Below are 10,596 nucleotides of genomic sequence, written 5' to 3' on the forward strand. Positions count from 1 at the left end.
GCCCCGCGTTGGGCGCGGGGCTGCTTGAGGAGACGGGGCACTGGGCGGTGGGAAACCGTGCCCGCGCACGCGTTCACGTGCGCGGGCAGGCAGGGGAAGCCAGGGCCGCCTCCGGCTTCGGGCCTCGGTCGGGCAGGCGCCGGTCAGTGGGGGATCAGGCGGTGCAGGAGACGGACGTACGGGCTCCAGTGGGCGGGGTGGGGGACGGTGCCGCCGACCGACCGTACCGCCCGGTCGAGGCAGTCCTCCAGGAGGGCGTCGTGCAGCCAGCGGAAGGCGAGGGGCCAGGCGAGCAGGGCCGGGCCGTGCAGGCGCATGGCGATGGTGTGGCGGAGGACGGTGGTGTCGCCCGCCGGGTGGACGGTGAACTCGTGGTGGCCGTCGAAGCCGCGCGGGCCGTCGAAGCGGAAGCGCACCCACTGGCCCGGTGCGTAGTCGGAGACGGTGTAGCGGACCGGGCCGTGGCCGCCGGTGGCGCCGGGGGCGAGCGGGCGGTCGAACCGCATCCGGGGCCAGTCGGGGCCCGGCCAGAGCCGGTCGTCCGGGCTCGCGAGGCTGTCGATGAGGGCGCCGACGGTCTCCGCCGGTGCCGGGACGGTGCGTTCGTGGATGTTGAGCACGGCCATGCCGGGGCTCCTCTCCTGGTTTTGGATGATCCTCTCCAATTGAATTGGAGAGTACTCTCCACTACATGCCCAGGCCACCCCGCCATGACGAATCCGCCCTCCTCGACGCCGCCGTTCGGCTCGCGGCCGCCGGTGGGCCGGCCGCCGTCACCATGTCCGCCGTCGCCCGGGAGAGCGGCGCGCCCAATGGGTCCGTCTATCACCGCTTTCCCCAACGCGCCGCGCTGCTGGCCGAGTTGTGGCTGCGGACGGTCGAGGAGTTCCAGGGCGCCTGCCTGCCCGCCATCGACGCGCACGAGGAGCCGCACCTCGCGGCGGGCGCGCTCGCCCGGCAGGTCGTCGCCTGGTGCCGGGCCCACCGGGAGCGGGCCGTCGTCCTGCTGCACGGCCCGGAGGCCTTCGGTCGGGCGGAGTGGTCCGAGGAGCAGCGGCTGCGCGACCGGCAGGGCGGCCTCCGGGTGCGGGAGGCCCTGGCCGGGCTGGCCGGGCGGCTCGGCGCCGCCACGCCGCTGGACCTCGACCGGGTCACCCTGGCCGTCACCGGCCTGCCGCTCGCCGTCGTCCGCGGCCCCCTGCACGCGGGTGCGCCGCTGCCGCCGCACGCGGAGGAGCTGGCCGAGCAGTCCGCGATCGCCCTGCTGCGGGCCGCCCCCTAGGATCGGTGGATGATCACCGTTCCGGCCGGCCGCGTCACCCTCTCCGACCGTCGTACCCAGCGCAGTTGGGCCGTCGACGTGGCCGCGTACGAGCTGGCGGCCTGTCCGGTGACCCGTGAGCAGTACGAGGGGGCGAGCGGCGACCGGCGGCCCGCGCACAGCGTCTCCTGGTTCGACGCCGTCCACTACTGCAACGAACTCTCCCGGCGCGAAGGCCTCGCCCCCGCCTACCGGGTCGACGGCGAGGAGGTCTCCTGGGACCGCGCCGCCGGCGGCTACCGGCTGCCCACCGAGGCCGAGTGGGAGCACGCCTGCCGCGCCGGTACGGACGGCCCGCGCTACGGCCCGCTGGACGAGATCGCCTGGCACCGCGGCAATTCGGACGAGCGGCCGCACCCGGTGGGCGAACTGCTCCCCAACGCCTACGGGTTGTACGACCTGCTCGGCAACGTCTGGGAGTGGTGCTGGGAGCGCTACGACCCCGAGGTGTACGGCGACTACCGCGTCCTGCGCGGCGGCGGCTGGTTCGACGAGCACTGGAGCTGCCGCGCCTCCGTCCGCCGCCGCAGCCACCCGACCCTGCGGATCGACGACGTCGGATTCCGGCTCGCCCGCTCGATCGTCCTGTGAAGGCGGCGCCGACGTTGTGCCCGGCGCGATGAATCGCGAGGCGATGGGACAGACGCGGGGCAGGCGCGCGGAGTTTCCGACGGAATGAGGAACCGGTGCCACCGGATCCTGCGTTGACGCCGACATGAGCGAAGAAAGCGTCACCCTGCGCCCGATGGTCGAGGCCGACCTCGGCGCCCTCGAGGAGCTGGTGAACGATCCGCAGGCGCTGGGTGAATTCCAGTGGTACGGCTGGCGGGACCCGCAGCGGCACCGTCGTCGCTGGGCGGCGAGCGGGCTGCTGGAGGACGAGCAGGTGATGCTCGCGGTCGTCGTCGACGGCGGGTTCGGCGGCTTCGTCGCCGCCAACCGCAGCGGGGTGCGGCCGTCCGCCCCGTACTGGAGCCTGGGTGTGCAGCTGGTGCCGGGGGCGCGCGGGCGGGGGATCGGCACCCGGGCCCAACGGCTGCTGGTGGACTACCTGTTCGCGCACTCGCCGGTGATGCGGCTGGAGGCGGACACCGAGGCGGGCAACCTGGCGGAGCAGCGCGTGCTGGAGAAGCTCGGCTTCACCCGGGAGGGCGTGCAGCGAGCGGTGACCTTCCGCGGCGGCGAGTGGCGCGACGTCGTCCGGTACAGCCTGCTGCGCACCGACCCGCGACCCTGACCCGCGTCGCAAAAAAGTGTCCGCAAAACGTCCCTAGGAAACCCCGAACCACTCCTCGGCGAGGGCGTCCAACGTCCGCGCCGAGGGCTTCAACTCCCGGAGGTACCACGGCAGGTTGCTGTAGACGTGGAGCAGCGTGTACGCCATCAGCAGGCGCGGGTCCACGGCGCGGCCGTAGGCGTCCAGCAGGTGGCCGAGCAGGTGCGGGTCGGCCCGGGTGGTGAAGAGGCCGACGGCGACCAGGTCGTAGGCCGGGTCGCCGATCATCGCGGGCTCGAAGTCGAGCAGGCCGGTGAGGCGCCAGTCGTCGGCGGGGTCGGTGAGCAGGTGCTCGCGCATGAACTCGGTGTGCAGCAGCGCGCGCCCGGGGGCGGTGGGGAGCGGGGCGGCGGCGAGGAAGTCCGGGACCTGCTCCAGCCACTCCTCGGCCAGCCCGCGCTCGCGCTGGCGGTCCACCGCGCCCGCCCGTTGGCGCGCGAGGAAGGCCGGCCAGTCGCCGGGCCCGAGGGTGTCGGCGAGCGGTTCGGGGTCGAGGGCGTGCAGGGCGGCGAGCGCCTCGCCGCAGCGGCGGGCGATCCGTTCGCGGTCGGGCCGCGGGATGCGCGGCCAGGCCGGGGCGAGGCCCTGCCCGGGCAGCCGGGACATCAGGAGGTAGCGCCAGCCGTTGGCGTCCTCGCCGGCCTGGTGGAGGGCCGGGGTGGGGATCGGCAGGGCGCCGTCCAACCGGGTGAGCACGCGCTCCTCGACGATGCCGTCCCGGGCGCCGGCCGCCGGGAACAGCTTGAGCACGAGCGCGTCGCCGACCGCGTACACCGGGACGGAGCCTTCCGGGAAGCGCTCCAGGGGCAGGCCGGCGAGGCCCAGCCGGGCGCAGAGCGCCTCCGCGCCGGGGCGCATCACCGTCTCGTCAGGGACGACCGCGTCCCACTCCTCGTCCGTCAGCACCAAGGGCAGCACGGCGGCACCGTAAGCAGGCGGGCACCCGCAGCGCAAAGGCTTTTCAGCGCCCGCTCCGGCGGGTGCCGCAGGTCTCGACGGCCGGCGGGACCGGCTCGGGCCCGGTGTCCGGGTCGCGGGTGAGCAGGTAGCGGGCGCCGGGGCCGGCCTCGCCGGCGCGGTCGGCGGCGTTGTAGAGGGCGCAGCGGGTCAGCGAGAGGCAGCCGCAGCCGATGCAGCCGGTGAGCTTGGCCTTCAGCCGCTCCAGTTCGGCGATCTGCTCGTCGATCCGGCTCTGCCAGGACCCGGCGACCCGGTCCCACTCGGTGCCGCTGGGGGCCGGGCGCTCGGGGAGGCGGTCGAGGGCGACCCGGGCCTCGTCCAGGGAGAGGCCGACCCGCTGGGCGGCGCGGATGAAGGCGATCCGGCGCAGCGTGCCGCGGGTGTAGCGGCGCTGGCCGCCGGTGGTGCGGGTGGCCTGGATCAGGTCGAGGCTCTCGTAGTAGCGCAGCGCGGAGGGGGCGAGGCCGCTGCGGTCGGCGAGTTGGCCGATGGTGAGCAGGTCGGTGTGGTGCGGGCCGGGGGTCCGACGGCCGTCGGAATGGGCGGTCATGGGAGCCCACTGTAACCGCTTGACCTCAAGCTGGCTTTAAGTTGCACCATCGTGGTCATGACGACGAACGCGACTGCGGGCACCGCCACCGGGGCCCGGTTCGAGGACCTTTCGGCCCTGATGGGCCTGATGACCGGCGACGAGAAGCACGGCCCCGCCGCCACCTCCACCCTGGACGCGCTCTGGGTGCTGTACGACCGGGTGCTGCGGGTCACCCCCGCCACCGCCGAGGCCCAGGACCGGGACCGCTTCCTGCTCTCCAAGGGCCACGGCCCGATGGCCTACTACGCGGTGCTGGCGGCCAAGGGCTTCATCTCCCCGGAGGTGCTGCCGAGCTTCGGCGGCTACGACTCGCCGCTCGGCCACCACCCGGACCGCACGCTGGTCCCCGGCGTGGAGATCGCCTCCGGCTCGCTCGGGCACGGCCTGCCGCTGGCCGTCGGCACCGCGCTCGGGCTGCGGGCGCAGGGCCTGACCGACCCGGCGGTGTGGGTGCTGGTCGGCGACGCGGAGTTCGACGAGGGCTCCAACGCCGAGGCGGTGGCCTTCGCCGGGGCGTACGGACTGGACCGGCTGCACGTGGTGGTGATCGACAACTCCTCGGCCACGCACGGCTGGCAGGGCGGCCTCGCCCAGCGGTTCGCGGCCGAGGGCTGGTCGACCGCGACGGTGGACGGCCGCGACCACGAGGCGCTGCACCGCGCCTACACCGCCGAGCACCCGGGCCGCCCGCACGTGGTGGTCGCCCGGGTCGAGCCCAAGGACTCCTGAGCGGGCGGCCCGCCCCCGCCGGACCCGACCACCGACCACCGACCACCCCCGTAACGAAAGGCACTTCACCGATGGACACCATGCGCGACCGCTTCGTGGACGTCACCACCCGCCTGCTGGACGAGGACCCCCGGCTGGCCGTGGTGCTCGCCGACATCACCGCGGCCGCCTTCGCCCCGGCCCAGGAGCGCCACCCCGACCGGGTCGTCAACGTCGGGATCCGCGAGCAGCTGCTGGTCGGCGCGGCCGGCGGCCTGGCCCTCACCGGGATGCGCCCGATCGCCCACACCTTCGCCAGCTTCCTGATCGAGCGGCCCTTCGAGCAGGTCAAGCTGGACCTCGTCCACCAGGGCGTCGGCGCCGTGCTGGTGAGCGCGGCGGGCTCGTACGACTGGCCGGCCGGCGGCCGTACCCACATGTCCCCGGGCGACGTCGCCCTGCTGGACACCCTGCCGGACTGGACGGTCCACGTCCCCGGCCACCCGGACGAGGCCGAGCGGCTGCTGCGCCACGCCTACGCGGACGGCGACCGCAACGTCTACGTGCGGCTCTCGGGGCACCAGAACGCGGCCGCGGTGCCGGTCGAGCCGGGCCGCTTCGCCACCGTCCGGACGGGCTCGCGCGGCGTGGTGCTCGCCGTTGGGCCGATGCTGGACGCGGTGCTCGCGGCCACCGGGGGCCTGGACGTCACCGTGCTGTACGCGGCGACGGTGCGCCCCTTCGACGCCGCCGGGCTGCGCGCGGCGCTGGGCGACCGGGCGGACGTGGTGCTGGTCGAGCCGTACCTGGCGGGCACCTCCGCCAACGAGGCGCACGCGGCGCTCGCCGACCGCCCGCACCGGGTGCTGGGCCTGGGCGTGCCGCGCGAGGAGCACCGGCACTACGGCTCGATCGAGGAGCACCTGGCCGCCTACGGCCTGGACGCCCCGTCGCTGCGGGAGCGGATCGGCACCTTCCTCTGGTAGCCGGCCGGGTGAGCCGGTCGGGTCCGACGGCTCAGGTCAGCACGATCGCCACCGCGTCCGCCGCCACCCGTACCGCCGTCCCGTCCAGTTCCGCCGCCCCGAAGGCCGCGACCACCTCGCGCCCGGCGGCCCCCAGCGGCAGTGCGGCCTCCCGCGGCCCGAGGTTGACGGCGATCCGGTACGGCCCCCGGTGCACCACCAGCAGGCCCGCCGCCTCGTCGTGGGTGACCCGCACCGCGCCGAGGTCGGGGTCGGACAGTTCCGGCCGCTCGCGCCGCAGCCGGATCAACTTCCGGTACCAAGCGAGGAGTTCGCTGTGCGGGGCGCGCCGGAGCTCGGTCCAGTCGAGGACCGAGCGCAGTACGGTGGCGGGTTCCTGCGGGTCGGGGACGGCCTCGGCGGCCCAGCCGTGCTCGGCGAACTCCCGCCGCCGGCCCTGTCGGACGGCCTCGGCGAGGTCCGGGTCGGTGTGGTCGGTGAAGTACTGCCAGGGGGTGGCGGCGCCCCACTCCTCGCCCATGAAGAGCATCGGGGTGAACGGTGAGGTGAGCACCAGGGCCGCGCCGCAGGCGAGCCGGCCGGGGGAGAGGCCGGCCGAGACGCGGTCGCCGAGCGCCCGGTTGCCGACCTGGTCGTGGGTCTGGAGGTAGCCGAGCAGCCGGTGGCCCGCGTCGAGCGGGGTGAACGGGCGCCCGTGGGTGCGGCCGCGGAAGGAGGACCAGGTGCCGTCGTGGAAGAACCCCCGGGTGAGCGTCCGGGCGAGGGCGGCGAGCGGCTCGCGGGCGAAGTCCCGGTAGTAGCCGTGGGATTCGCCGGTGAGCGCGCAGTGCAGGGCGTGGTGGAAGTCGTCGCTCCACTGGGCGGTGAGGCCCTGCCCGCCCGCCTCGCGCGGGGTGGTGGTGGCCGGGTTGTTGCGGTCGGACTCGGCGACCAGGAACAGCGGCCGGTTGGTGGCGACCGCCAACGTCCCGACCTCGGTGGAGAGTTCCTCCAGGAAGTGGACGGCCCGGTCGTCCGCGAGGGCGTGCACGGCGTCCAGCCGCAGCCCGTCGATCCGGTAGTCGCGCAGCCAGGCCAGCGCACTGCCGATCAGGTAGGCGCGCACCTCGTCCGAGCCGGGCGCGTCCAGGTTGACCGCCGCGCCCCACGGGGTGTGGTGCCGCTCGGTGAAGTACGGCCCGTACGCGGGAAGGTAGTTGCCCGACGGGCCGAGGTGGTTGTGGACGACGTCCAGCACCACCCCGAGGCCCTTGCGGTGGGCGGCGTCCACGAAGCGCTTGAGCCCCTCGGGCCCGCCGTAGGGCTCGTGGACGGCCCAGGGCGAGACCCCGTCGTAGCCCCAGCCGTGCTTGCCGGGGAACGGGCAGACCGGCATCAGCTCGACGAAGTCCACGCCCAACTCGACCAGGTGGTCCAGGTGTTCGGCGGCGGCCTCGAAGGTGCCGCGGGGGGTGAAGGTGCCCACGTGCAGCTCGTACAGCACCGCGCCGGGCAGTGCCCGGCCGTGCCAGCCGGTCCGCGACCAGCGGAACCCGGCGTGGTCCACGGCGCGGCTGGGCCCGTCCGGGCCGTACGGCTGCCGGGCCGAGCGCGGGTCGGGCAGCGGCGGGCCGTCGTCCAGCCGGAAGGCGTAGTCGCCCGCCGGGGCCTCGCCGGACCACCAGCCGTCCCGGTCCGGGCAGCGGGCCAACTCGTGTGCCGTGCCGTCGACTTCGACCCGTACCCGGGTGGCGGCGCGGGGCGCCCACACCTGGTAGACCGGCATCAGCCCCTCCTCGTCAGCAGCGCCACCGGCAGCGCCGTCAGCAGCTCCGCGACCGGCACCGCGCCCGCCGGGAAGCCCCGCCCGGTCAGCTCGTCCGTCCACGGCCCGCCCGCCGGCAGCTCCAGCACGGTGTCGCGCCAGCCGCCGGCCCGCTCCAGTCCGTACGGCAGCCGGGTGACGGCGGTGACCACGTCCGCGCCCCGGGCGAAGGCCAGCAGGTGGTCGCCGGCCGGGCCGGCGGCGGGCAGCGGGCGGTAGGAGCCGAGCGGTCGGGAGCGGCGCAGGTGCAGCGCGGTGGCGGTGAGGTGCAGCTTCTCCCGGGCGAGGTCGCCGGGGCGCGGCGCGGCCGCGTCGGTGAGCCGCACGGCCAGCGCGCCGAGGTCCACCACGCCCCGGTTGTCCGGGTCCACCAGGGTGTACAGCGGCTCCTCGCCGCCCTGGTAGAGGTCCGGCACGCCCGGCACGGTGAGGTGCAGCAGCGCGGCGGCCAGGGTGTTGGCGCGGGCGTACGGGGCGAGGGCGTGCACGGCGCCCTCGACCCGGGGGAGCAGTCCGGGGTTGCCGTGGACGGAGCGGGCGCGCTGCTCCAGGGCCCGCTCGTAGCGGGGGTCGGGGGCGGTCCAGGAGGTGTGCAGCTTGGCCTCGCGGACGGCCTTGAGCAGGGCGGCGGCCAGCCGGTCCGGGTCGATCGGCCAGGCGGCGACCAGGGTGTGCCAGAGCAGCCAGTCGGCGTCCCGGTCGAGGCCGGGCGCGGCGGGGCCCGCGGCGGTGGACCAGGCGTCGACCTCGGCGGCCCAGGCGTCCGGCCGTTCGGCGAGCACGGCGAGCCGGGCCCGGGCGTCGGCGCTGCGCTTGGTGTCGTGGGTGGAGAGCACCGTCATGCCGTGCGGCCAGGTGCGCTCCTGGGCGCGGCACCAGTCGTGGAACTCCGCCGGGTGCAGACCGGGCCGGGCCGGCTCGCCGCCGACCTCGTTGAGGCCGGGCAGGGCGTTCCAGCGGTAGAAGGCGGTGTCCTCGACGCCCTTGGCGGCCACCGCGGCGGCGGTCTGGGCGAAGCGCGCGCAGAACTCGTCCTTGTCGGCGCCGCGGCCCAGCTCCCCGAGCGCGAGCGCGGCCACCAGCCGGTCGGTCGGGTCGGCGGAGTCGTCCAGGGCGGCCCGCAGCTGCCGCGCCGAGGCGGCCGGGACGGCCTCGCCGGGCCGGGCGTACGGCCGGTACGCCGGGTAGCCGGTGAGCAGCCGGCCGAGCGCCGCGCGCAGCTGCCCCGGCGCGTGGTCGGCGTGCGCGGGCTCGGCGGCGCCGATCCGCAGCGCGATCCGGACCAGCCGCTCGACCTCGGCGGCGAGTTCGCCGTCCGGCCCGGTCATGTCGGCCCGCCCGCGGCGGGCCTCGGCGACCGCGGGGTGCGGGTCCGCGCAGAGGTCCCGGACCGGGCCGCCGTGCAGGAAGGACTCGTACGCCCCGGCCAGCCGGCAGGCGCCCGCGTGGTCGAGGAGCACGCCGTCGATCCGGCGCAGCGCGTCGTAGCCGGTGGTGCCGGCCACCGGCCAGTCCTCGGGCAGCCGCTCCTCGCCGGTGAGGATCTTCTCGACCACCACGTACGCCCCGCCGGTGGCGTCGGCCAGGCGCCGCAGGTAGCCGCGCGGGTCGGCGAGCCCGTCCGGGTGGTCGATCCGGAAGCCGTCCAGGACGCCGTCGGCGTGCAGGGCGAGCAGGACGGCGTGGGTGGCGGCGAACACCTCCGGGTCCTCGGCGCGCAGCGCGATCAGCTCGTTGACGGTGAAGAAGCGCCGGTAGTTGAGCTCGGTGCGGGCCAGGCGCCACCAGGCGAGCCGGTACCACTGGCGGGCGAGCAGCTCCTCCAGCGGGAGCCCGGAGGTGCCGGGGCGTAGCGGCAGCTCGTGCTCGTGGTAGCGCAGGGTGTCGCCGTCCACGGTGAGCCGGTCCAGCACGGCGCCGAGCCGGTCGCCGAGCAGCGGCAGCAGCACCCGTCCGCGCCCGGGGGCGTCGGCGGGGCCCGGCTGGGCGGTCCAGTCGATGTCGAACCAGTGCGCGTACGGCGAGTCGGGCCCGTCGCGCAGCACCTGCCACAGCGGCCGGTTGAGCCGTTCGGGGGCGGGCACGGCCATGTGGTTGGGCACCACGTCGGCGATCAGCCGCAGGCCGTGGCGGTGCGCCTCGGCGGCCAGCGCGCGCAGCGCCGGTTCGCCGCCGAGCTGCTCGCTGATCCTGGTGTGGTCGACGGTGTCGTAGCCGTGGGTGGAGCCGGGGACGGCCTCCAGCAGCGGGGAGAGGTGCAGGTGGGAGACGCCGAGGGCGGCCAGGTAGGGGACGGCGGCGGTGGCGTCGCGAAGGGTGAAGCCGGGCTGGAGCTGGAGGCGGTACGACGACGAGGGGACGGCGGCGGCCGGGCGGGGCTGCGCGGGCTCGGCGGCGGGGGTCATAGCTCCATAGGTACCCGGGGGAGGCCGCCGCCAAGACCCGCTGCTGACCCGAACAGGTGACCGCCCCGGCCGTCCGACGGCGCCGCGCGCCCCCGTACGAGCCGGTCCGGGGCCGCCGTCACCGTGCTACGCGGGCCGTTGCAGCACCATCAGCGAGCGGTCGGTGAGCCAGAGGGAGTCCCCGGCCTTGACCCGGGCGCCCGTCCCCGGGGCGGGCAGCCGGGACCGGGCGGTGTCGACCACGACCTGCCACTCCTGCCCGTGGTCGGCGGGCACGGTGAACTCCAGCGGCTCGAAGTGGGCGTTGAACAGCAGCAGGAAGGAGTCGTCGACGATCCGCCCGCCGCGCCGGTCCGGTTCGGAGATCGCGTAGCCGTTGAGGAAGACGGTCAGCGACTTGGCGTAGCTGGCGCCCCAGTTGCGCTTGGTCATCTCCTCGCCGGCCGGGGTGAACCAGGCGATGTCGGTGAGGTCGTCGAACCCGCCGACGGCCGGCCCGCCCGGGCCTTGCGGGCCGGGGCCGTGCCCGCCCGGGCCCGGTACC

Annotated in this window: 10 protein-coding genes and 1 pseudogene; 5 read left to right on the top strand and 6 right to left on the bottom strand. The window is 75.7% G+C overall.

Annotated elements, in window-relative coordinates:
* Positions 1-143 precede the first annotated feature (143 nt).
* Positions 144-626: an SRPBCC family protein gene (locus ACFU7Z_RS27190; RefSeq protein WP_380780252.1), complete on the bottom strand. Its 483-nt coding sequence runs from the start codon at positions 624-626 to the stop codon at positions 144-146.
* A 65-nt stretch (positions 627-691) separates the two neighbouring features.
* Here ACFU7Z_RS27190 and ACFU7Z_RS27195 point away from each other — a divergent pair, with 65 nt between their 5' ends.
* From ACFU7Z_RS27195 to ACFU7Z_RS27205, 3 genes are all read left to right on the top strand, one after another.
* Complete coding sequence (locus tag ACFU7Z_RS27195) at positions 692-1,282, top strand: TetR/AcrR family transcriptional regulator (RefSeq protein WP_380780254.1); 591 nt, start codon at positions 692-694, stop codon at positions 1,280-1,282.
* Between the two features lie 9 nt (positions 1,283-1,291).
* Positions 1,292-1,912 (top strand): formylglycine-generating enzyme family protein, encoded by a 621-nt coding sequence (locus ACFU7Z_RS27200; RefSeq protein WP_380738740.1) that lies wholly within the window; start codon positions 1,292-1,294, stop codon positions 1,910-1,912.
* Positions 1,913-2,036: 124 nt separating this feature from the next.
* Complete coding sequence (locus tag ACFU7Z_RS27205; RefSeq protein WP_074000991.1) at positions 2,037-2,558, top strand: GNAT family N-acetyltransferase; 522 nt, start codon at positions 2,037-2,039, stop codon at positions 2,556-2,558.
* 33 nt (positions 2,559-2,591) lie between these two features.
* On the opposite strand, the gene ACFU7Z_RS27210 is transcribed toward ACFU7Z_RS27205, so the two are convergent.
* A complete protein-coding gene (locus ACFU7Z_RS27210; protein ID WP_380780256.1) occupies positions 2,592-3,515 on the bottom strand; it encodes a phosphotransferase family protein in 924 nt (307 codons plus the stop codon).
* Positions 3,516-3,558: 43 nt separating this feature from the next.
* Positions 3,559-4,107: a redox-sensitive transcriptional activator SoxR gene (gene soxR / locus ACFU7Z_RS27215; protein ID WP_074000993.1), complete on the bottom strand. Its 549-nt coding sequence runs from the start codon at positions 4,105-4,107 to the stop codon at positions 3,559-3,561.
* A 57-nt stretch (positions 4,108-4,164) separates the two neighbouring features.
* On the opposite strand from soxR, the gene ACFU7Z_RS27220 reads away from it, so the two are divergent.
* Both ACFU7Z_RS27220 and ACFU7Z_RS27225 read left to right on the top strand, forming a co-directional pair.
* On the top strand, positions 4,165-4,878 hold the full coding sequence (locus ACFU7Z_RS27220) for a thiamine pyrophosphate-dependent enzyme (RefSeq protein ID WP_049654931.1): 714 nt from the start codon (positions 4,165-4,167) through the stop codon (positions 4,876-4,878).
* A 71-nt stretch (positions 4,879-4,949) separates the two neighbouring features.
* Entirely contained in the window at positions 4,950-5,843 is an 894-nt protein-coding gene (locus ACFU7Z_RS27225; RefSeq protein ID WP_049654926.1) for a transketolase family protein, read from the top strand.
* Positions 5,844-5,874: 31 nt separating this feature from the next.
* Here ACFU7Z_RS27225 and treZ read toward each other — a convergent pair whose 3' ends face one another.
* The 3 genes and pseudogenes from treZ to ACFU7Z_RS27240 all read right to left on the bottom strand — a co-directional run.
* Entirely contained in the window at positions 5,875-7,608 is a 1,734-nt protein-coding gene (gene treZ / locus ACFU7Z_RS27230; protein ID WP_380780258.1) for a malto-oligosyltrehalose trehalohydrolase, read from the bottom strand.
* Entirely contained in the window at positions 7,608-10,052 is a 2,445-nt protein-coding gene (gene treY / locus ACFU7Z_RS27235; protein ID WP_380780260.1) for a malto-oligosyltrehalose synthase, read from the bottom strand. Before treY ends, treZ begins: the two co-directional genes overlap by 1 nt.
* Before the next feature lie 126 nt (positions 10,053-10,178).
* Positions 10,179-10,596, bottom strand: a pseudogene (locus tag ACFU7Z_RS27240) (hypothetical protein); the annotation flags it as partial.

This window comes from Kitasatospora sp. NPDC057518 (assembly GCF_042802075.1).
GTDB lineage: Bacteria > Actinomycetota > Actinomycetes > Streptomycetales > Streptomycetaceae > Kitasatospora.